This window comes from Flagellimonas ochracea, from assembly GCF_009903685.1.
GTDB lineage: Bacteria > Bacteroidota > Bacteroidia > Flavobacteriales > Flavobacteriaceae > Flagellimonas > Flagellimonas ochracea.
Genome location: NZ_JAAABI010000003.1, coordinates 122,427 through 142,694 on the forward strand (window position 1 = coordinate 122,427; position 20,268 = coordinate 142,694).

Below are 20,268 nucleotides of genomic sequence, written 5' to 3' on the forward strand. Positions count from 1 at the left end.
TCTTTTTAGATTCAATAAATTACCTTTGTGCCCTGTAAATTTAAACGCTGTCATGCTAATAATAAAGAGGTTGTCCAAATACTTTAATTTAAGTGTACTGGTTGGTTTTGCTTTTTGTGTGATGTGTTGCTTTATGATGAGCTGTAAAGAAGCGGATAAGACCGAAGACACCATTTCAAAAACCCAAATTGACTTGCAAATTCTTCGATTTGACCGTGAATTTGCAAAAGCTTCTCCTAAGGAGATCCCGCAGCTTAAAAAAAAGTATCCCTATCTTTTTCCAGACCAGTTTCCTGACAGTGTTTGGATTGCGAAATTATCCGATACCCTTCAACAGGAACTCTCTGAAGAAGTGGAGCAAACATTTGGTGATTTTGATCAAGAAACCGAGGATTTAAAGTCCCTGTTTCAACACACAGCCTATTATTTTCCAAATTTTGAGGTGCCCAAAGTGATTACATTGACCTCCGATGTGCGTTACAAAGACCGTATCATATTGACCGATACCTTATTATTGATAGGTTTGGATAATTATTTGGGAAAGGACCATCGATTTTACCAAGGGTTGCAGCGATATATTGCTTCTGGACTTGACAAAGGATATCTTACCTCTGATATCGCAAGTGCCTTTTCGAAAAAGGTGCTTCGCCTCCCAAACAATCGCACCTTTTTGTCTCGAATGATTTATTATGGCAAAGAATTGTACCTAAAGGATAAATTGCTTCCGCTGCTGTCCGATGCCCAAAAAATTGGATATTCCGAAGAAGAAATGGAGTGGGCCAGGGCCAATGAGGAGCAGATTTGGCGCTATTTTGTTGAGCGCGAATTGCTCTACAGCACCGATTCGGAACTGGACAGACGGTTTTTGGATCCAGCACCTTTCTCAAAGTTCCGTCTGGCCTTGGACAATGAGTCGCCCGGCAGATTGGGCAGGTATATGGGCTGGCAGGTTGTTAGGGCCTTTATGGATAAAAATAATATTGGATTGCAACGGCTTTTAGATATGCCCGCTGCGGAAATTTTGCAAGAATCAAACTATAAACCAAGAAAATAGATGGCTGTTGTACATACTTCAGAGATAAAATTGAAAGTGGGATTGGATGAAAACCGCGTGCCAGAAGAACTGACCTGGTCGGCCGAAGACGGAGGAATTAACAGTGAAGAGGCCAAAGCCCTTCTGTTGTCCGTCTGGGATAGTAAAAACAAGGAGTCTCTTAAAATTGACCTTTGGACCAAGGATATGCCCGTTGAAGAAATGAAAATCTTTTTTCATCAAACCCTGGTCACGATGGCGGATACTTTTTATAAGGCTACCCAAGACGAAAAGATGACGGCTACCATGAAGGACTTCTGCGAATACTTTGCAGAAAAGCTGGAGTTGAAATAGTGTTTGTTTCATAAGAATTTGCCAGTCTCCTTTTTTTTCTTATTTTATAGACTATGATAGGAGAAGAAAAGAAGGAAAACAAAGCATTTTTAAAAAAGTCGGTAGAATATCTCGAAGGAAGAGGGTTTGACAACATAAAAGTAGATCTGTCCGGACATGAACGCCCTAAATCATTTCGAACAAAATCAGGTGATGTTCAGGTCGCAGCGGACATTTCTGCCACCAAAAATGGCAGAAAGTACTTTTTTGACATTAGTCTAAAGACCAAAAAACCCAAGTTGCTGAAATCGAAGTGGTTGTTACTGGATACCGTTGCCCGTTTAAAATCCAACAGTTTTAAGATTATTACCACCAAGGGCCATTTAAAGTTCACCGATGACCTTTTGAATGAGGTCAATCTTACGAATAAGGAACCCATACGCATTTAATTATTCCCCAACAATTTGAGAGTTTCTAAAAAGCCCAAGACCAAAGCGCATCAAAATGGCGTGAGTAAGGAGGATTCGTTATCCCTTATTTTTGTTTACAATGCCAATTCGGGTGCCAAAAATGCATTGTTGGACAGCATGCACAAAGTGTTCAGTCCATCAACATACGAATGCAGTCTGTGCAATATCACATTTGGGCTTGTGGGTGAAAATCAAGTATGGAAGAAATTCCGTCAAGAGAGCGACCACAAGATGGAGTTTCTGCACAGAGATGAATTCCAAAAAAAATATGCCAGTAAGTTTGGACACAAATTCACTTTTCCAGTAGTTCTTGTTCAAGGAAAAAACGAATTGGAGCTTTTTATCTCCACCCAAGAATTGAATGCGTTGACAACATCTAAAGAGTTGAAGGGACTTATAAACCAACGGGCCCGTTAAGAAGTGGCTTTAAAATAATCTTGGTTTATGCCATCTATATAACTCAATAATTCTTCCCGTCCAATATGCTTCGCAGAGGAGGTAACAAAATAAGGTGGCGTCTCCTCCCATGAACCGTCCAACAATTGCTGAAGATAGTCTTTTACCTTTTGGTCCAAATCGGAAGGTTTAATTTTGTCCGCCTTCGTAAAAATAATGGCGAAAGGAATCTGATTTTCTCCTAACCAATCCATGAACTCCAAGTCAATGGGTTGCGGTTCATGACGAACATCCACCAAAACAAATCCGCAGACCAGTTGCTTTCTTTTTTCAAAATACTCCGTAATGTATTTTTGAAAAATCTTTTTGTCCTTTTTGGAAACCTTGGCGTACCCGTATCCCGGTAAATCCACTAAAAACCAATTTCCATTAATTTTGAAATGATTGATCAATTGGGTTTTGCCAGGTCTTCCTGAAGTTTTGGCCAGACTTTTTCGCCCCGTCAACATGTTGATCAGGGATGATTTTCCCACGTTGGAACGTCCTATAAAGGCATACTCGGGCAATGGCTCATTGGGGCAATGGGCCACATTGGAATTGCTCATTACAAATTCCGCCGAAGTTATTTTCATGGTTAGAAGTTGCGTTTGGCCAACCAGGCCTCCAATATCACATTGAATTCCTCTGGGTGTTCCATCATGGGTGCATGTCCACATTTTGATATCCAGAACAGGTCTGAATCCGGCAAGAGCTCATGAAATTCCTTGGCCACGTTAGGTGGGGTTACCGTATCGTTTTCTCCCCAAATAATACACGTAGGGGTGTGCATGTGTGGTAGATCTTTGGACATATTATGCCTAATGGCACTTTTGGCAATGGCCAATGTCTTCACCAATTTCATGCGGTCGTTCACAGTGGCAAAAACCTCATCCACTATTTCCTTGGTAGCTACCGCAGGGTCGTAAAAAACGTCCTGTGCTTTCTTTTTAATGAATTCGTAATCACCACGTTTTGGATAACCGTCGCCCATGGCGCTTTCATACAATCCCGAACTACCAGTGATCACGAGGGCCTTGACCATTTCAGGAAACATTTTGGTATGAAGCAATCCGATATGGCCTCCAAGGGAATTTCCCAAAAGAATCACATCTTTTAATCCTTTGAATTCAATAAACCCTTCCAAGAACTTGGCAAAATTCTTTACCGTTGTCTTGAGCATGGGCATGTCATAAATGGGCAGTTCCGGAATCAACACTTTATACCCTTTTGAAGGGAAGTATTCAGATACTCCTTGAAAGTTGCTCAACCCACCCATAAGACCATGTAGAATAATCATGGGTGTGCCATCACCTATCTCAATATATCGGTATTTACCGTCCTCAATAATGTGATTTTCCATCAATAGTTAGTTGGTCCTAAGAGCGCAAATATAGGCATTTCATATCACACAGATTTCTATGAATTACCATGATGAAACCAATTTTTTGCATATCCTCTAAACCAAATCAATATCCACTTATTGCATATTCAAAATTGTTTTTGTCCTAAAATTCTTGTTATTCATCCAAAAAGTGGCGAATTTATTAACAAAAGTGGTTTTTAGTGGAGAAATGTGGAAATAAAATATATATATTTGAGTTGTAATAAGTAACCAATTGATTTCTAGTGACCCATATCATAGGACAACATGATTGTAAAGCGGATTCAAAAGGGAGGGTGCTCTTGCCCATTTCCCTGAAGAATCAGTTGTTGCCTGTTTTGAAGGACGGGTTCATTATCAAAAGGTCCGTTTTTCAGCAATGTCTAGAGCTATATCCCAAAAACGAGTTTGATGTGCTGATGCAAAAAGTCCTCAAAAAAAGTCGAATCAACAGAAAATATGATGCCTTCGTGCGAAATTTTGTGGCTGGAATGAAAGAGGTTGCCATTGACGGTGATTCGGGAAGGCTCCAGATTCCAAAAAATTTGGTAGCGTATGCTGGAATTGAAAAAGAGGTGGTGCTCAATGCAGTGTTCGATAAAATAGAGATCTGGAACAAAGAGAAGTACGAAAAAGTACTGTCCGAAGGTGAAAAGGATTATGCAGACTTGGCGGAAGAGATTTTTGCTGACGATGAGTAGTGCCTATCATAATCCAGTCCTGTTGAAAGAATCAGTGAATGGATTGGCCGTAAAGGAAAATGGAGTATACGTGGATGTCACCTTCGGTGGTGGAGGGCACTCCAAAGAAATATTGAAAAGACTGGGTATCGATGGGAAGTTATTTGCTTTTGACCAAGATGAAGATGCTTTGGCAAATGCACTGGATGATCCGAGATTTCAATTGATCAACCAGAATTTCCGATATCTGAAACAGTATTTGAAGTTCTATGGCATTCAGAAAGTTGATGGAATCTTGGCTGATTTTGGGGTTTCGTCCCATCAGTTTGACATGGCAGAACGTGGTTTTTCCATTCGGTTTGATGCGGACTTGGACATGAGGATGGACACCAAGCAAAAGGTGTCGGCCTTTGAGGTGGTGAATTCTTATTCGCAGGAAGATTTGGCGAAGGTCTTGTTTGAGTATGGCGATTTGCGCAATGGGCGAGCCATTGCCAGAGCTATTGAAAATGCAAGAAGGGAATCACCCATTAAAACAACAGCGCACTTGAAGCATGTTTTACAACCGTTTTTGCCCAAGATGAAGGAAAATAAGGTATTGGCACAGGTGTATCAGGCAATCAGGATTGAGGTGAACCAGGAAATGGAAGCATTGAAAGATTTTTTGACTCAAGTTCCCGAAGTGCTTCAAAAAGGCGGGAGGCTTAGCTTGATCAGCTATCATTCCTTGGAAGACCGATTGGTGAAACGCTTCATAAGAGCAGGGAATTTTGAAGGAGAGCCAGAGAAGGATTTTTATGGGAATATCAATGTCCCGCTAAAAAAGGTTGGTGGGTTGATTGTTCCATCTAAAGAAGAAATAGCAAAGAACAATAGGGCACGAAGTGCAAAACTCCGCCTTGCGGAACGCATATAGAGAACAAAGATGAGAAAAGGATTGCTTGACATTTTAAAGGGAAAGTTTTTGGTGAGCGGTGATGCTCCTAAAAACTGGATGTTTTTGTTTTTTGCCTCCTTTTTGGCGGCACTTATGATTTCTAGTAGTCATCACGCGGACAAAAAAGTCTTGGAAATCGCCAAACTCAATGAGGAAGTTAGGAAACTGAGAAGTGAGTTTGTGGAAGGCAGGTCTGAAGTGCAACAACTAAAACTGGAATCCACCCTTAAAGAAGCAGTTGCTTCCCGAGGTGTTATGCCTTCAGAAAATCCACCAAAAAAAATAAAAGTAAAATCTGAATAATAATGGCGATTACGGAAAAAAATATTATGAATAGGCTGTACCTGGTGGCAGGAGGTCTTCTTGTTTTTTCCATTGCCGTTGTGGTCAAATTGGTCGACATTCAAATGATCAAAGGTGAGGATTATAGGGAGTTGGCGCTCAGTCAAACGGAAAAAATGTTCACAATTGAACCCAATAGGGGAAATCTGTATTCACACGATGGCAGCCTATTGGCAGCATCCGTTCCAAAATATGAGATACGTTTTGATGCGGTGACTGTTTCTGAGGAAAACTTTCAAAACCACATAACGTCCCTTTCTGATTCCTTAGCTCAACTTTTCAACAAACCGTCTTCATATTATAGACAATTGTTTAGAAAGGCGAGGGCCAATAACAACCGTTACACATTGGTGGCCCGGAACGTGGATTATTTGGATTATGTGCGTATAAAACAGTTTCCCTTGTTTGAGTTGGGACCGTATAAAGGCGGATTCATTGAAAAGCATAGAGTGGTTAGGGAATACCCCTTGGGAAAAATGGCCGCTCGGAGTATTGGGTATGAACGGGTCGATGAGAATGGATACTACACCCGCGTAGGGCTGGATGGTGCCTTCGGCGAAGCCTATTTAAGGGGAAAAGAAGGAAAGCGCCTGAAGCAAAAAATTGCGAAAGGTCAATGGAAACCTGTGGGGTTGGACAATATCGTTGAACCCCAAGATGGACTTGATGTAGTATCCACAATAGACATCAATATTCAAGACATTGCCCACCACGAACTTCTGGCGCAACTAGAGAAATATAAGGCCGACCATGGCTGCGTGGTTGTCATGGAAACCAAAACGGGAGAAATAAAGGCAATTTCCAATCTTGGGAGAACCACAAGCGGAAAATATTATGAAAAGTTAAATTATGCTGTTGGGGAATCCCATGAGCCGGGATCTACTTTTAAATTGATGTCTTTGGTAGCCGCACTGGAGGACAAGGTGGTGGATACCAGCACAGTGATAGATACCGAAAAGGGAAGATATCGCATTTATGACCGTGTGGTGAAGGATTCCAAATGGGGAGGTTATGGAAAAATTTCAGTTTCCGAAGCCTTTGCGGTCTCATCCAATACCGCCTTTGCTAAAATTATTCATGAGAACTACAAGGAACAGCCTGAGAAATTTGTCAACCGTTTGATGAATATGGGACTGCACAAAAAGCTTGATTTACCCATTATAGGTGAAGGAAGTCCCGTAATACGATATCCTGGAGACAAAGGATGGTCTGGAATTTCCTTGGGATGGATGTCCCACGGATACGAAGTATCATTGACACCAATTCAGACATTATCATTTTACAATGCCATTGCCAATGATGGGGTGTTGGTCAAGCCAAGGTTGATACGGGAAGTACGTGAAGGAAACAAGGTGATCAAAGAATTTGACAGACAGGTGCTGAACCCTTCCATATGCTCTGACGAGACCGTGAAAAAAGTGCGACAGTTGATGAAAGATGTGGTAGAAAAGAAAAACGGTACCGGCCATGGCTTGTACTCCAAAAACTTTTCCATGGCGGGCAAAACGGGAACTTGTCAAAAAAACTACGTAGAGAAAAACCCGGATAAACTGGCCTATATCTCATCTTTTGTGGGCTATTTTCCAGCGGACGATCCCAAATACTCGTGTATCGTGATTATTCATGAGCCCGATAAAAGTGTCGGGTACTATGGAGCAGATGTTTCTGGTCCTGTGTTTAAGTCCATGGCCCAAAAAATTCATGCCATATCACCTATGGTCGATGAGGTGGAAAAGCGAATTTATAACCAGGAGAACCTGGAAAGAGCGTATCAAAGGTACTACGCCCAGGCACAAAAAAAATACAGCACGGTTCCCAATGTTAAAGGAATGAGTGGGATGGATGCCGTGTCCCTATTGGAAAATTTGGGTCTAAAAGTAGAGGTTCAAGGCAATGGAAAGGTGATAAAACAGTCCATTGAGCAGGGTGCCGACATCAAAAAAGTTGATAAAATAATACTGGAGCTTTCATGAAGTTGTTGAAAGACATATTGTATGGGGTAAGCCTTTCCGCGGTAAGCGGAAATACCAATGTAATGGTCAATCATGTACACTTCGATTCCAGAAAAGTGGAAATGGACGATGTGTTCGTAGCTATTCGCGGAACTTTAACGGATGGGCACAAATACATCCAAAAAGCTGTGGAATCTGGGGCAAAGGCCGTTGTCTGTGAAGAACTTCCAGAAATTATGGTTAACGGGGTAACCTATGTAAAGGTGGTGGATAGCAACAGTGCACTGGCCATAATAGCGTCCAACTATTTTGATAATCCTTCCAAGAATCTTAAGCTGGTGGGCATTACTGGAACCAATGGTAAGACCACGGTAAGTACCCTATTGTATCGGCTTTTTAAGAAGGCAGGTTACAAAGTGGGTCTTGTTTCAACCATAAAGGTGATGGTTGATGAAAAGGAATACAAGGCCACACATACCACTCCCGATGTTATTACGATTAATGAACATCTTGCCAAAATGAATGAAGAGGGAGTGGAGTATTGCTTCATGGAAGTGAGCTCTCATGGCATCCATCAAAAAAGGACCAAGGGACTACATTTTGCTGGGGCGATATTCACCAATCTCTCTCATGATCATTTGGATTATCACAAGACTTTCGCAGCGTATCGGGACACCAAAAAAATATTGTTTGATGAACTCCCAAAAAGCGCTTTCGCTCTGGTAAATATTGATGATAAGAACGGCTTGGTAATGTTGCAGAATACCAAAGCGAAGAAAATCACCTACGCATTAAAATCGTATGCCGATTATAGGGGTCAAATATTGGAAAAACAATTTACCGGGCAATTGTTAAAGATTGATGATAACGAACTATGGACCCGACTGATTGGAGATTTTAACGCCTACAATCTCCTGGCCATTTATGCAACTGCTGATATTTTGGGCTTGGAACGAATAGAAGTTCTTCGGCTCATTAGCGAACTGGAAACGGTGGATGGCAGGTTTCAATATTTCATTTCAAAAGAAAAAATTAAGGCAATTGTTGATTATGCCCATACACCGGATGCATTGAAAAATGTATTGATGACCATCAATGCATTGAGGACTGGAAATGAAAACGTCATCACCGTAGTGGGGTGTGGTGGTGATCGTGACAAGTCTAAGCGTCCGGTTATGGGTCATATCGCTTCAGAGATGAGCAATCAGGTCATTTTCACTTCCGATAATCCAAGAGGTGAAGCACCCAGCACAATAATTCAAGAGATGGAAGCAGGAGTTGAACCCCAAAACTCCAATAAAGTGCTTTCCATTGAAGATAGAAAACAAGCCATTAAAACGGCCTGTAAGCTGGCAGTACCCAACGACATTATACTTGTTGCTGGCAAAGGCCATGAAACATATCAGGAGACCAATGGGGTTCGGGTGGATTTTGATGATTTCAAAGAAGTGAAGGAAGCCTTGAACAACTTAAACAAATAACGTAGCACATGCTATACTACTTGTTCGAATACTTAGAGAATCAATATCAATTGCCAGGTGCAGGACTTTTCCAATTCCTCACCTTTCGCGCCGCCATGTCGGTGTTGTTGTCACTATTGATTGCTATGGTCTACGGAAAGCGGATAATCCTGTTTCTTCAAAAAAAGCAGATAGGGGAGAGCATTCGGGATTTGGGATTGGAAGGACAACAGCAAAAGGCTGGCACCCCTACTATGGGAGGTGTCATAATCATCATGTCAACGCTACTACCGGTGCTTTTGTTTGCCGATGTCAAGAACATCTATGTGATTCTTCTTGTTGTGACCACACTTTGGATGGGCCTTATCGGGTTTATCGATGATTACATCAAAATATTCAAGAAAGACAAAAAGGGCCTAAAGGGGAGATTTAAGGTAATTGGCCAAATCGTTTTGGGATTGGTGGTAGGTGCTACGCTTTACTTCCATCCTGCGGTGACCATCAAAGAAAAGGATACCACAAGGATCACTGAAAATTTTAAAGTGGAAAGAGTCTATGGGGAGGAAACCAAAGCGGTTCGTACCAACGTCCCTTTCTTTAAGAATAATGAACTTGATTATGCAGAATGGATTTCATGGGCAGGGGAAGGTTTGGAAGACTATGCTTGGTTGATTTTTATCCCTGTGGTCATATTTATTATTACAGCGGTTTCCAATGGTGCTAATCTCACCGATGGTATTGATGGTTTGGCAGCAGGTTCCTCGGCCATAATTGTGCTCACACTTGGCATTTTTGCTTGGGTATCCGGTAACATCGAGTTTTCAGACTACTTGGACATTTTTTATTTGCCCAGAGTAGGTGAGTTGGTTGTATTTATTGCTGCATTTGTTGGTGCCTTGGTCGGATTTTTATGGTACAACGCCTATCCCGCCCAGGTTTTTATGGGAGATACGGGCAGTTTGACCATTGGGGGTGTAATCGCAGTAATTGCAATCATTGTGCGCAAAGAATTGTTGATTCCCATTTTGTGTGGAATCTTCTTCGCCGAGTCCTTGTCGGTGATGATGCAGGTAGGCTATTTCAAACATACTAAAAGGAAATATGGCGAAGGAAAAAGAATATTTCTCATGGCCCCTTTGCATCATCATTACCAGAAGAAATTATATCACGAGAGTAAGATTGTTACCCGTTTTTGGATTGTAGGAATATTATTGGCAATCATAAGTATTGTCACCCTAAAGATTCGATAAATGGCGCGCTTGGTGATACTTGGTGCAGGGGAGAGTGGTGTGGGAACTGCCATTTTAGGGCAACAAAAAGGATTTGAAGTCTTTGTTTCGGACAAAGGAGAAATAAAAAAGGAATACAGCAAAGTTCTTGAACATTTTGAGATTGAATGGGAATCGGGCCAACATACCGAAACCAAAATCATGAAGGCCGATATAGTGATGAAAAGTCCTGGTATTCCAGATGCGGTGCCTTTGGTAAAAAAGCTTGTGGCGAAGAACATCCCTGTGATTTCGGAAATCGAGTTTGCTTCTAGGTATACTGATGCAAACATTATCGGGATAACAGGCAGCAATGGAAAGACAACCACGACCATGCTTACGTACCATCTGTTGAAAAATGGTGGATTGAAGGTGGGTATGGCAGGAAATATCGGTGACAGTTTTGCAAAAATGGTGGCGGAACAAAATTTTGAACATTATGTGTTGGAAATCAGCAGTTTTCAGTTGGACGGTATTTTGGATTTTAAACCACGAATTGCCATGATCACTAACATTACACCCGATCACCTGGACCGATACGAGTACATATTTGAGAATTATATCGCCTCCAAATTTCGGATAGCCATGAACCAAGATGAACATGATTATCTGATATATGATGCCGATGATGAAGTAATCCGTGATTGGTTAAAAGAAAACCCAGTTCAATCCAAATTGGTTCCTTTCTCCTTAAAGGAGAAACAAAAGGAAGGAGCTTGGCTGGAAAATGATACAATGAAATTAAAAATAGAACATAAAACCTTGGAAATGAGTACAGATATTTTGGCCTTGGAAGGCCAGCACAACGTAAAAAATGCGATGGCAGCCAGTTTGGCGGCATTGCTGGTGAATGTCAGAAAAGAGACCATTCGTCAAAGTATTCAGTCTTTTCAAGGGGTACCCCATAGATTGGAGAAGGTCTTGAAGATAAATCACGTGGAATACATTAACGATTCCAAAGCAACCAATGTAAATGCAGCATTTTATGCCCTGGATGGAATCAAAAAACCGATAGTGTGGATTGCTGGAGGTATTGATAAGGGCAATGAGTACTCCGAACTAATGCCTTTGGTGCGAGAGAAAGTAAAAGCGATTGTTTGCTTGGGAATGGATAACACGAAACTTAAAGACGCCTTTGGCAACGTCATCGACTTGATGGTCGAAACCTATTCCATGGAAGAAGCCGTGAAGGTGGCCTACAAGATTGCCGAACGTGGTGATGCCGTACTGCTGTCGCCAGCGTGCGCCAGTTTCGACCTTTTTAAAAATTACGAGGATAGAGGAAATCAATTCAAAAACGCAATAAAAAATCTATAGAACGTGATGACAGTTTTCAAAAATTTGAAAGGTGATAAAGCCATTTGGGGCGTAGTGGCCCTATTGGCCCTTTTCTCATTTTTACCTGTCTACAGCGCAAGCACCAATTTGGTTTATGTAAACGATGATGGAACCACTTTTGGTCATTTGGTAAAACATGCCGTGCTCCTGTTCTTGGGCTTCGGAATTATATATGCTGTACATCGCATACCTGCACATTACTTTAAGGGCCTCTCCATTATTGCACTGCCCATAGTTTTGTTGCTATTGGCATATACCCTCACCGTGGAGACCCGAATAGGTGGTGTTACGGCCAATCGGTGGATAAAGATTCCATTTGTCGGGGTCAATTTCCAGACATCCACCTTGGCTTCCGTGGTTTTAATGATTTGGATTGCTCGTTATTTGACCAAGATAAAGGATGTAAAGATCACCTTTAAAGAAAGTCTTTTGCCACTTTGGCTGCCTACAGCCCTTGTTGTATTGCTCATATTGCCCGAAAACTTCTCCACTGCTGCCATAATCAGTTTTTTGGTTTTGGTGTTGTGTTTTTTGGGTGGATATCCGCTGAAATACCTATTAGCAATGGTGGGTACAGTTTTGGTTTTGGGAGGAATGTTTCTTTTTGTCCTTTTCAAGGCCCCAGAAGTGTTGCCGCAACGGGCAGGGACGTGGAAATCTAGAATAGAAACCTTTGTACATCCAGAGAAAGCGGATAAGGACGACTTACATCAGTTGACCTTGGCCAAAATAGCCATAGCAGAGGGAGGTGTGGTAGGCAAGGGTGCTGGTAAAAGTGTTATGAAGAACATGTTGTCACAGAGCACCTCCGATTTCATTTTTGCCATAATTATCGAAGAATACGGTTTGTTGGGAGGAGGAGCGTTGCTCTTTTTCTATCTATTGCTATTGTTCAGGATAGTGGTTGTGGCACATTCGGCTAAAACAGTTTTTTCAAAATTGTTGGTAATTGGAGTGGGCCTGCCCATTGTTTTTCAAGCATTTATCAATATGGCGGTGGTGGTGCAGCTGTTTCCAGTTACCGGACAGCCCCTTCCACTGATAAGTATGGGAGGAACATCCATTTGGATGACTTGCTTGGCCATCGGGATTGTGCTCAGTGCAAGCAATAAAAAAGAAACCAGTGAGGAGGAATCCTATGACATAGATGAAACCAATCCTTTAGAAGTATTGAGTGGACAGATATAGGTTTATACTTTCTGGAGGAGGTACAGGAGGACATATTTATCCGGCCATAGCCATAGCCAACGAATTGAAACGAAGGCATACCAATGCAGAGTTTTTGTTCGTGGGAGCCAAGGATAAAATGGAAATGGAAAAAGTGCCACAGGCGGGATATAAAATTGAGGGTCTGTGGATAAGTGGAATACAAAGGAAACTGACATTGAAAAATCTCATGTTTCCATTAAAGCTGATAAGTAGTTTGTTACGTGCGCGAAAAATAGTGAAGCAGTTTAAACCGGATGTTGCCATCGGAACGGGAGGTTTTGCCAGTGGGCCATTACTTAGGATGGCTGCAAGTGCTGGGATACCTTGTGTGCTTCAAGAGCAGAATTCTTTTGCAGGCATCACAAACAAGCTGCTATCGGGCAAGGCAAAAAAGATATGTGTGGCCTATGATGGCATGGAGCGGTTTTTTCCAAAGGAAAAGATTGTGAAAACCGGAAATCCAATTCGTATGGATTTGGTGAATTTGAAAAAGGACAATAAAGAAGCACTCAGTTTTTTTGGGTTGAATCCGAACAGAAAAACCATCTTGATTCTCGGGGGGAGTCTTGGCGCACGACGTATCAACCAATTGATTGAAAGGGAACTCGATTTCTTTGATGCAATGGGATTGCAGGTACTTTGGCAATGTGGCAAACTCTATTTTGAAGAATACAGGAAATACAATTCGGAAACCGTGAAGGTACTGGCATTTGTCAACCGCATGGATTTTGCCTATACAGCTGCCGATGTAATAATCTCCAGAGCCGGAGCAGGTTCGGTCTCCGAATTGTGTTTGGTAGGGAAGCCCGTGTTGTTTATCCCATCGCCGAACGTGGCCGAAGATCATCAGACACAGAATGCAAAAGCACTTGTGACCAAGGATGCTGGGATCATGCTTAAAGAAATGGAGTTGGATTCAACATTTGAGGAAAGGTTTTCCCAATTGATGAATTCCGAAGAAATGCAACAAACGCTTGGAGCAAACATTAGAAAATTGGCCATGCCAAAAGCCACTGAGCATATTGTCGATGAAATTGAAAAGTTGTTGAAGTGAATTTGAAAGACATACATAGCGTCTATTTTATTGGTATTGGCGGCATTGGTATGTCCGCTTTGGCGCATTATTTTCATTTTGTGGGCAAGCAAGTGGCAGGGTACGACCGGACCATGACACCCATCACACAAGAATTGACGGAGAAAGGTGTTTTAGTACACTTCGATGATGATGTTCAGAAGATTCCGGAAAGTTTCAAAGAACGGGACACACTTGTTGTTTATACACCTGCTGTGCCAGTCGAGCATTCTGAGCTGCAGTTTTTCAAGGATAACGGGTTTCAAGTAAAGAAACGTGCTGAGGTCTTGGGTATCATATCAAGGGATACTTTTTGCCTAGCGGTGGCCGGCACACATGGCAAAACAACTACTTCCTGTATTTTAGCGCATTTGCTTAAGGAATGCGGCCTGCCGTTCATGGCATTTTTAGGAGGTATTTCTGAAGATTTCAACAGCAATTTTGTACTCGATGGCACCCAATATTCCGTGGTGGAGGCCGATGAGTTCGACCGGTCCTTTCTGCACCTATCACCCCAAATAGCATGCATAACTTCCATGGATGCGGATCATTTGGACATTTATGGAACCAAGGAAGAGTTGGAGCAATCTTTTAAGGATTTTTCATTCCGTGTTAAACCCAAGGGATCATTATTGGTGAAAAGTGGATTATCCATTAAAGGAATCACCTTTGGGATAGAAGACGGGTCTGATTTCTGCATAAAAAACATAGAAGTTGAACAAGGCACCTACATATTTGATTTGGTCACCCCATCCGAAGAATTGAAACACGTTCGATTCAACAAACCCGGAAGGCATAATTTGCTCAATGGATTAGCTGCTTTTGCCATGGCGGTGCAAATAGGTTCCCCACCACACCGCCTTGCCAAGGCTTTGGAAACCTTCAAAGGGGTACAGCGAAGATTTTCGTATCAAATTAAAGAAAAGAATTTTGTTTATATAGACGATTATGCCCATCATCCCACAGAAATAAATGCGGTATACCAAGCGATACGTGAGATGCATGAGGAGGCACAAGTGACCGCAGTTTTTCAACCCCATCTTTTCTCCAGAACAAAGGATTTTGCAGACGAATTTGCTGCAAGTCTTTCGCAATTTGACTCGATTTTGCTGATGGAGATCTATCCAGCCCGAGAAGAGCCCATCGAAGGAATTACTTCTTCTTGGCTATTGGATAAGATTGATAACCCCAATAAGAAGTTGATTTCAAAATCAAATTTGATACAGGAGATAAAACACTGTAAAACAGGGGTTTTGGTAAGTATGGGTGCTGGAGACATTGGAATGGAAGTATCAAAAATAAAAAAAGAATTGGCGTATGCGAGTTAACTGGGATCACATAAAATTAGCATGTTTATCTGTTGCGGTAATTGCGCTTTATGGCTTTGCCGATCACCGTAGCAAGAAGAAAAAGGTAGACGATTTCTCCATCGTATTTATGGGAGATAACAATTTGTACATTACCGAAGGTGCAGTTAATAAATTGTTAATACAAAATTATGGACCCGTAAAAAATAGGCCTAAAGAACAATTAGTTTTGAATACCATAGAGGAAGTATTACTGTCCAATGATATGGTGAAAAACGCCCAGGTCTATCTTACTGTAAACGGGGAACTTATATCCAAGATTGTTCAACGCAAACCGATTGGAAGAGTAGAGGGAGTCTCTAAATTTTATTTGGATGATTTGGGAGAACGCATGCCTTTGTCAAAGTATCACTCGGCGAGGGTTCCCATTATCACGGGCAAAATTACAGGGAAATCCTTGGAGGACGCCTACGTTATTTTGAATTATATAAACGCCGATGATTTTCTAAGGAAAAATGTAATCGGAATACATATAGAAGAGGAAGGGAAATACCAATTAAAGTTTCGTATGGAAAACTTTGTGGTGAATTTAGGTGGGGTTGATAACCTTAATGAGAAGTTTAAAAATTTCATGGCTTTTTATGCCAAGGCAACCAAGGACAATTCCTTGGAAAATTATGCAATAGTGAGTTTAGAATTCAACAACCAAGTGGTTTGCACCAAAATATAACGTATGGAACAGGGTAATTATTCAGTCGGGCTGGACATTGGAACTACTAAGATCGTGGCAATCATCGGTAGGGAAAATGAATATGGAAAAATTGAAGTTCTAGGAACTGGAAAGTCGAAGAGCCTGGGAGTGCACAGGGGGGTGGTCAATAATATAACCCAGACCATATCCTCCATTCAGCAAGCTGTGGAACAAGCAGAGATCAATTCGGGATTGAAGATTGGTTCAGTGGTGGTCGGAATTGCAGGGCAACATATTCGTAGCCTCCAGCACAGCGACTACATTACTCGTCCAAATTCTGAAGAAGTAATCGATAACGATGATTTGGACCGACTTTGCAACCAAGTCTATAAGTTGGTTATGCTTCCTGGTGAAGAAATCATCCATGTACTGCCCCAAGAATACAAGGTCGATGGCCAATCAGAAATAAAAGAGCCCAAAGGGATGTACGGCGGTCGACTGGAAGCCAATTTTCATGTGGTTGTGGGTCAGGTATCCTCCATCAAAAACATCGGAAGGTGCATAAAAAGTGCTGGTTTGGATTTGGGTAACATCACTTTGGAACCTTTGGCATCTGCAGAGGCGGTATTGAGCCAAGAGGAAAAAGAAGCTGGTGTAGCATTGATCGATATAGGTGGCGGAACCACGGATTTGGCCATTTTCAAGGACGGTATCATACGTCATACATCGGTAATACCTTTCGGAGGTAATGTAATAACAGAAGATATCAAAGAAGGCTGCTCCATCATAGAGAAGCAAGCTGAACTATTGAAGATAAAATTTGGTTCTGCCTGGCCCGGAGAAAACAAGGACAACGAAATCGTTTCCATTCCTGGGCTACGCGGTCGGGAACCCAAGGAAATCACCCTTAAAAACCTGTCCAAGATCATTCATGCCCGTGTTGTGGAAATTATAGAGCAGGTGTATGTGGAAATCAAAAACTACGGTCACGAAGAGCAAAAGAAAAAATTGATTGCAGGTATTGTGCTCACTGGAGGAGGAAGTCAATTGAAGCACCTAAAACAATTGGTGGAGTACATCACCGGTATGGATACCCGTATTGGCTACCCCAACGAGCATTTGGCCGGCGATTCCGATGAAGAGGTGGCAAGTCCTTTATACGCAACGGCCGTAGGATTGTTGATGAATGCCTTGGAATCAACAAGTGAAAATCTCCCTGTTGATGAAGATGGAGTGCCAGAAGAAGAGAAGGTTTTGGTAGAACAAGGACACACGGAAGGAAAAATGACTATGGAAAGCCATAGAGCAAGGAAATCCATTTTTGATAAATGGTCGGAAAAGTTGAAGGACTTTTTGGACAATGCAGAATAGTAACCCCATAAAGAAACAAAACTGTCATGAGTAAGAACGCTGAATTTGACAACATCGCTTTTGATTTGCCCAAGAACAAAAGCAACGTAATAAAAGTAATTGGAGTTGGAGGCGGAGGAAGCAATGCCATCAATCACATGTTCCAGGCCGGTATCAACGGAGTGGACTTTGTAATCTGCAATACCGATGCCCAAGCATTGCAGAACAGCTCTGTGCCCAATAAGATTCAATTGGGGGTATCCCTTACAGAAGGTCTTGGAGCTGGAGCTAATCCTGAAATTGGGGAGCAGGCAGCCCTGGAAAGCATGGACGATATCAAGGCCATGTTGGAGCAGACTACAAAAATGGCTTTTATTACCGCGGGAATGGGAGGAGGAACCGGAACAGGTGCCGCTCCAGTTATTGCCAAGTTGGCTAAGGAAATGGACATTCTTACCGTAGGCATTGTGACCATACCCTTTCAGTTCGAAGGGGCCATGCGAAACAAACAAGCACAACTAGGGATTGAAAAACTGCGCGCCAATGTTGATTCTTTGATTGTAATCAACAACAACAAGCTTAGGGAGGTTTATGGAAATCTTGGGTTTAAGGCGGGATTCTCAAAAGCAGATGAAGTTTTGGCCACTGCCGCTAGGGGTATAGCAGAAGTCATTACACATCACTACACTCAGAATATTGACCTTAGAGATGCCAAAACCGTACTTTCCAATAGTGGAACAGCAATTATGGGGTCCGCCTCGGCAACAGGTTCCGCTCGTGCCAATGAAGCTATTACGAAAGCATTGGATTCTCCTTTGCTTAACGATAACAAAATAAACGGGGCTAAAAATGTGTTGCTGCTCATAGTATCAGGTACCCAAGAAATCACTATTGATGAGATAGGTGAAATCAATGACCATATCCAAATCGAGGCTGGGCATGGAGCCAATATCATTATGGGAGTAGGAGAGGATGAAAATTTGGGCGAGGCCATAGCGGTTACCGTGATAGCTACGGGATTTAACATAGATCAGCAAGATGATATCGTAAATACCGAGTCAAAAAAAGTATTCTATACGCTTGAGGATGAGCAGACTGCAGAACATGATCTTAGTACTGAGACCACTTCCGTGCAGGATGTTAGGATTGAAAAGAATCCTGTGGAACCTGTACCACAGGTGGTCAAACATACATTGGAGATGGATGAAGGGCTTGAAGAAAAACTGCAGGAAAAAGAATCTGATTTAATTACGACCACGAGCTATATCCGAAACTTCAATGTGTTTTATGAAGAAGTAGTGCCCGAAAACGTGGAAGATGACTTTGTCATTATCGAGACCAAAAGTATTCTGAACAATATAGAGGTTGTAGATGCAGAAGTTGTTTCACCCAAAGCAGAAGAAGATCAATTTACCTTAAGTTTTGATATGCCACTAAATCAAGTGGAAGAAGAAAAGGAGCAAACAGTAACCTTTAATCTGGATGAAGAAGTCAAGGACATCAACGTAAATGAATATGTTGAGGTAAAGCCCGTATTGGAATATAGAAAGGAAGGCGAGACCCGTTACAATTTGGAAGAGTATATGGAGTTGGAAAATAAATTGACGGGAGCTAAATCTGTGGCTGAAACCCACGAACCTAAATTGATGGAAAACGAACTGGTTTTTGAAAAAAAGACCATTAAAGTGGAAGCCAATAAAGAAAATGATGCGGAGGGGTCGAACGCCGGACCGCTTAACAGTCCGATCAGCGAGTTGCTGAAAGATCGTGCTGACGAGCGCAGAAAAAAACTGAAAAACTTCAATTATAAGTTTCAGAACAACCGAAACAGTATTGATGAAATAGAAAAACAGCCAGCCTACAAACGTCAGGGTGTTGATTTAAACGAGGTTCCTAAAGAGCAGAAGGTTTCCAGGACTACATTGAGTGAGGATAGCAATGATGACCTTCAATTGCGTTCCAACAACTCTTTTTTGCACGATAATGTTGATTAGTAGTGTTTAAATTGAAATCCATTTTCAATGGAGAGCATAAGCCCGATGGTTGATAGACTTTCGGGTTTATTTTTTTATATTCGCAGCCCAAAATAGATTGAAATGGCTTTGCAAGAAAAAGTAATGGAGGAGATGAAGGCAGCGATGAAATCCAAGGATGCGGTTGCACTGGAATCACTGCGTGCCATAAAGTCTGCAATCTTGTTGGCTAAAACTGATAAGGGTGCTGTTGGTGAGCTTAGCGAAGCAGATGAGATCAGGCTGGTACAGAAGTTGGTAAAGCAACGTAAGGATAGCGCAGCTATTTTTAAAGAACAGGGTCGTGATGACCTTGCAGAGCCTGAATTGGCCCAGGTTGCCGTTATAGAAAAGTTTTTGCCCGAACAACTTGGGGAAGTGGAAATAGAAAAAATTGTAGTGCAAACCATAGATGCCATAGGAGCTTCTGGAATGCAGGATATGGGAAAGGTCATGGGAATCGTTTCCAAAGAATTGGCTGGTCAGGCCGATGGAAAGACCATTTCTACCATTGTAAAAGCAAAATTAAGTTCATAAGAAACATAAAAGGCCGCGTAGTTCAACTGGATAGAATATCAGATTTCGGCTCTGAGGGTTGGGGGTTCGAATCCTCCCGCGGTCACTGGGAACTACATATTTGAATTCAAAAAGTCTGAAAATCATTGATTTTGAGACTTTTTTTTGATTACGTAAAATCTTTTTAGATCCTGTCAAGGTTGTAGTTTGGATTGGTGATTTCTGCATCGCCCAGTAAATCAGTTTGGCAAGAATTTGGGACGCCTGTAGCGCGAAACTAGTTTCGTTCGCCATTCAGTTGATTTTTTTTTGTCGATAATACTACTTTGAGACGTGTCAACTAGGCATCATAAACCCACCGTTTAGCGTCATTAAAATAGCCCTTTCGATGAACTTTGGATAAGTTTAGAAATAGGTATAGGGAATTGAACTTTCGGAAGCGGATTTTCTAAGTCGAGTAAAATCTGGGATTAATTGCCTCG

General features: G+C 41.8%; 20 protein-coding genes and 1 tRNA gene. 19 read left to right on the forward strand and 2 right to left on the reverse strand.

The window, feature by feature from the left end; translation table 11 throughout:
- The first annotated feature begins 121 nt into the window (after positions 1–121).
- Genes gldB through GTQ34_RS10610 form a run of 4 tightly spaced genes read left to right on the forward strand, consistent with a single transcriptional unit; the run spans position 122 to position 2,253 of the window.
- Entirely contained in the window at positions 122–1,054 is a 933-nt protein-coding gene (gene gldB / locus GTQ34_RS10595; RefSeq protein ID WP_470299677.1) for a gliding motility lipoprotein GldB, read from the forward strand.
- On the forward strand, positions 1,055–1,387 hold the full coding sequence (gene gldC / locus GTQ34_RS10600; protein ID WP_166523785.1) for a gliding motility protein GldC: 333 nt from the start codon (positions 1,055–1,057) through the stop codon (positions 1,385–1,387). It begins immediately after the preceding gene.
- 53 nt (positions 1,388–1,440) lie between these two features.
- Entirely contained in the window at positions 1,441–1,815 is a 375-nt protein-coding gene (locus tag GTQ34_RS10605; protein ID WP_166523786.1) for a hypothetical protein, read from the forward strand.
- Between the two features lie 15 nt (positions 1,816–1,830).
- Positions 1,831–2,253, forward strand: coding sequence for a GTPase (locus GTQ34_RS10610; RefSeq protein WP_235915023.1), 423 nt, complete (start codon positions 1,831–1,833; stop codon positions 2,251–2,253).
- Here GTQ34_RS10610 and yihA read toward each other — a convergent pair.
- Both yihA and GTQ34_RS10620 read right to left on the reverse strand, forming a co-directional pair.
- The gene (yihA, locus tag GTQ34_RS10615; RefSeq protein WP_166523787.1) at positions 2,250–2,864 is read right to left on the reverse strand and encodes a ribosome biogenesis GTP-binding protein YihA/YsxC; all 615 of its coding nucleotides are present in this window, start codon (positions 2,862–2,864) and stop codon (positions 2,250–2,252) included. The two genes, GTQ34_RS10610 and yihA, sit on opposite strands and share 4 nt — an antisense overlap.
- Positions 2,865–2,866: 2 nt before the next feature.
- Positions 2,867–3,631: an alpha/beta fold hydrolase gene (locus tag GTQ34_RS10620; protein WP_166523788.1), complete on the reverse strand. Its 765-nt coding sequence runs from the start codon at positions 3,629–3,631 to the stop codon at positions 2,867–2,869.
- Between the two features lie 266 nt (positions 3,632–3,897).
- Between GTQ34_RS10620 and GTQ34_RS10625 the strand changes: the two genes are divergently transcribed.
- From GTQ34_RS10625 to GTQ34_RS10695, 15 genes are all read left to right on the forward strand, one after another.
- Positions 3,898–4,353, forward strand: coding sequence for a division/cell wall cluster transcriptional repressor MraZ (locus GTQ34_RS10625; RefSeq protein WP_166523789.1), 456 nt, complete (start codon positions 3,898–3,900; stop codon positions 4,351–4,353).
- The gene (rsmH, locus tag GTQ34_RS10630) at positions 4,346–5,248 is read left to right on the forward strand and encodes a 16S rRNA (cytosine(1402)-N(4))-methyltransferase RsmH (RefSeq protein WP_166523790.1); all 903 of its coding nucleotides are present in this window, start codon (positions 4,346–4,348) and stop codon (positions 5,246–5,248) included. Before GTQ34_RS10625 ends, rsmH begins: the two co-directional genes overlap by 8 nt.
- A 9-nt stretch (positions 5,249–5,257) precedes the next feature.
- Complete coding sequence (locus tag GTQ34_RS10635) at positions 5,258–5,572, forward strand: FtsL-like putative cell division protein (RefSeq protein WP_166523791.1); 315 nt, start codon at positions 5,258–5,260, stop codon at positions 5,570–5,572.
- 2 nt (positions 5,573–5,574) lie between these two features.
- On the forward strand, positions 5,575–7,584 hold the full coding sequence (locus GTQ34_RS10640) for a penicillin-binding protein (RefSeq protein ID WP_166523792.1): 2,010 nt from the start codon (positions 5,575–5,577) through the stop codon (positions 7,582–7,584).
- Positions 7,581–9,044, forward strand: coding sequence for a UDP-N-acetylmuramoyl-L-alanyl-D-glutamate--2,6-diaminopimelate ligase (locus GTQ34_RS10645; protein WP_166523793.1), 1,464 nt, complete (start codon positions 7,581–7,583; stop codon positions 9,042–9,044). Before GTQ34_RS10640 ends, GTQ34_RS10645 begins: the two co-directional genes overlap by 4 nt.
- A gap of 8 nt (positions 9,045–9,052) precedes the next feature.
- Positions 9,053–10,273, forward strand: coding sequence for a phospho-N-acetylmuramoyl-pentapeptide-transferase (mraY, locus tag GTQ34_RS10650; RefSeq protein WP_166523794.1), 1,221 nt, complete (start codon positions 9,053–9,055; stop codon positions 10,271–10,273).
- The gene (gene murD, locus GTQ34_RS10655) at positions 10,274–11,608 is read left to right on the forward strand and encodes a UDP-N-acetylmuramoyl-L-alanine--D-glutamate ligase (protein ID WP_166523795.1); all 1,335 of its coding nucleotides are present in this window, start codon (positions 10,274–10,276) and stop codon (positions 11,606–11,608) included.
- A gap of 3 nt (positions 11,609–11,611) precedes the next feature.
- Positions 11,612–12,817, forward strand: coding sequence for an FtsW/RodA/SpoVE family cell cycle protein (locus GTQ34_RS10660; RefSeq protein WP_166523796.1), 1,206 nt, complete (start codon positions 11,612–11,614; stop codon positions 12,815–12,817).
- Positions 12,804–13,892, forward strand: a complete 1,089-nt coding sequence (gene murG / locus GTQ34_RS10665; RefSeq protein WP_166523797.1) for an undecaprenyldiphospho-muramoylpentapeptide beta-N-acetylglucosaminyltransferase — start codon at positions 12,804–12,806, stop codon at positions 13,890–13,892. The genes GTQ34_RS10660 and murG overlap by 14 nt, the downstream gene beginning before the upstream one ends.
- Entirely contained in the window at positions 13,889–15,238 is a 1,350-nt protein-coding gene (murC, locus tag GTQ34_RS10670) for a UDP-N-acetylmuramate--L-alanine ligase (RefSeq protein WP_166523798.1), read from the forward strand. The genes murG and murC overlap by 4 nt, the downstream gene beginning before the upstream one ends.
- On the forward strand, positions 15,228–15,947 hold the full coding sequence (locus tag GTQ34_RS10675; protein WP_166523799.1) for a cell division protein FtsQ/DivIB: 720 nt from the start codon (positions 15,228–15,230) through the stop codon (positions 15,945–15,947). Before murC ends, GTQ34_RS10675 begins: the two co-directional genes overlap by 11 nt.
- Positions 15,948–15,950: 3 nt before the next feature.
- Entirely contained in the window at positions 15,951–17,279 is a 1,329-nt protein-coding gene (gene ftsA / locus GTQ34_RS10680) for a cell division protein FtsA (RefSeq protein WP_166523800.1), read from the forward strand.
- Between the two features lie 26 nt (positions 17,280–17,305).
- A complete protein-coding gene (ftsZ, locus tag GTQ34_RS10685; RefSeq protein WP_166523801.1) occupies positions 17,306–19,252 on the forward strand; it encodes a cell division protein FtsZ in 1,947 nt (648 codons plus the stop codon).
- A 102-nt stretch (positions 19,253–19,354) separates the two neighbouring features.
- A complete protein-coding gene (locus GTQ34_RS10690) occupies positions 19,355–19,807 on the forward strand; it encodes a GatB/YqeY domain-containing protein (RefSeq protein ID WP_166523802.1) in 453 nt (150 codons plus the stop codon).
- An 11-nt stretch (positions 19,808–19,818) separates the two neighbouring features.
- Positions 19,819–19,892, forward strand: a tRNA-Arg gene (locus GTQ34_RS10695).
- Positions 19,893–20,268: the final 376 nt, after the last annotated feature.

Coding starts and splice junctions, on each gene's coding strand:
- ftsA (WP_166523800.1), top strand. CDS start 15,951: ATGGAACAGGGTAATTATTCAGTCGGGCTGGACATTGGAACTACTAAG.
- gldC (WP_166523785.1), top strand. CDS start 1,055: ATGGCTGTTGTACATACTTCAGAGATAAAATTGAAAGTGGGATTGGAT.
- GTQ34_RS10635 (WP_166523791.1), top strand. CDS start 5,258: ATGAGAAAAGGATTGCTTGACATTTTAAAGGGAAAGTTTTTGGTGAGC.
- yihA (WP_166523787.1), bottom strand. CDS start 2,864: ATGAAAATAACTTCGGCGGAATTTGTAATGAGCAATTCCAATGTGGCC.
- ftsZ (WP_166523801.1), top strand. CDS start 17,306: ATGAGTAAGAACGCTGAATTTGACAACATCGCTTTTGATTTGCCCAAG.
- GTQ34_RS10620 (WP_166523788.1), bottom strand. CDS start 3,631: ATGGAAAATCACATTATTGAGGACGGTAAATACCGATATATTGAGATA.
- gldB (WP_470299677.1), top strand. CDS start 122: ATGTGTTGCTTTATGATGAGCTGTAAAGAAGCGGATAAGACCGAAGAC.
- murD (WP_166523795.1), top strand. CDS start 10,274: ATGGCGCGCTTGGTGATACTTGGTGCAGGGGAGAGTGGTGTGGGAACT.
- GTQ34_RS10645 (WP_166523793.1), top strand. CDS start 7,581: ATGAAGTTGTTGAAAGACATATTGTATGGGGTAAGCCTTTCCGCGGTA.
- mraY (WP_166523794.1), top strand. CDS start 9,053: ATGCTATACTACTTGTTCGAATACTTAGAGAATCAATATCAATTGCCA.
- GTQ34_RS10675 (WP_166523799.1), top strand. CDS start 15,228: ATGCGAGTTAACTGGGATCACATAAAATTAGCATGTTTATCTGTTGCG.
- GTQ34_RS10640 (WP_166523792.1), top strand. CDS start 5,575: ATGGCGATTACGGAAAAAAATATTATGAATAGGCTGTACCTGGTGGCA.
- rsmH (WP_166523790.1), top strand. CDS start 4,346: ATGAGTAGTGCCTATCATAATCCAGTCCTGTTGAAAGAATCAGTGAAT.
- GTQ34_RS10605 (WP_166523786.1), top strand. CDS start 1,441: ATGATAGGAGAAGAAAAGAAGGAAAACAAAGCATTTTTAAAAAAGTCG.
- GTQ34_RS10690 (WP_166523802.1), top strand. CDS start 19,355: ATGGCTTTGCAAGAAAAAGTAATGGAGGAGATGAAGGCAGCGATGAAA.